Origin of the sequence: Mesorhizobium sp. M7A.F.Ca.CA.002.05.1.1, assembly GCF_003998335.1 — a bacterium.
Taxonomy (GTDB): Bacteria; Pseudomonadota; Alphaproteobacteria; order Rhizobiales; family Rhizobiaceae; genus Mesorhizobium.
Genome location: NZ_RZQI01001571.1, coordinates 1 through 592, shown reverse-complemented (window position 1 = coordinate 592; position 592 = coordinate 1). Strand labels below are relative to the sequence as shown.

The 592-nt window shown below is 62.0% G+C and carries 1 pseudogene; it reads right to left on the bottom strand.

Features of this window, described 5'->3' with window-relative positions:
• A pseudogene (locus tag EN939_RS37095) lies at nt 1-568 on the bottom strand (AraC family transcriptional regulator); the annotation flags it as partial.
• Nucleotides 569-592 lie beyond the last annotated feature (24 nt).

Sequence of the window (592 nt, the reverse complement as noted above, 5' to 3'; positions counted from 1 at the left end):
TTTCGGTGGCGTGGCCGATGAGGTCGGGCGAGACCAGCGCCGGGCCTGCTTCCAGGAAGCTGCAATAGCGCTTGAGCATGCCGAGCGCCTCATTGTCGGCTCCAACGGTCAACGCCAGCCGATCCTCGATATGAGCGAAGGCATTTTCCAGCACGGCACGAGGGAGCACCACATTGGCCCAGACATTGCTGTCGCCGCCGGTCATCTGCAACGCTTCCGAAGCCGAGACCAGTGCGGCCTCGCCTTTGCCGACGTGATAATCGCGGCCAATCTGCGTGCCGCTGAGCACCGTATCGCCATTGTTCACCAGCAGCAGATAGCCGTCGCGACCGTCGGCGGCGATATTGCCCGCCTTGCGGCTGGCATGACGGATCGTCCCGGCCATCTGCCCAAGCACCAGCGAGCCGACAGCGGTGGCTTCGATCGCGGCTTCGAACGACAGTCTCTCCGAAATCGTGTATTCGACCGACCATATCTCGGCGACATGGATGTCCTGCCAGAGCGCGAAGCGTGCGCGATGATCCAGATGCGGCGGCAGATCCGCCGATGAGAAGACGTTCTTTTGCAAGGGGCAACCGGCCTTTTCTACAAT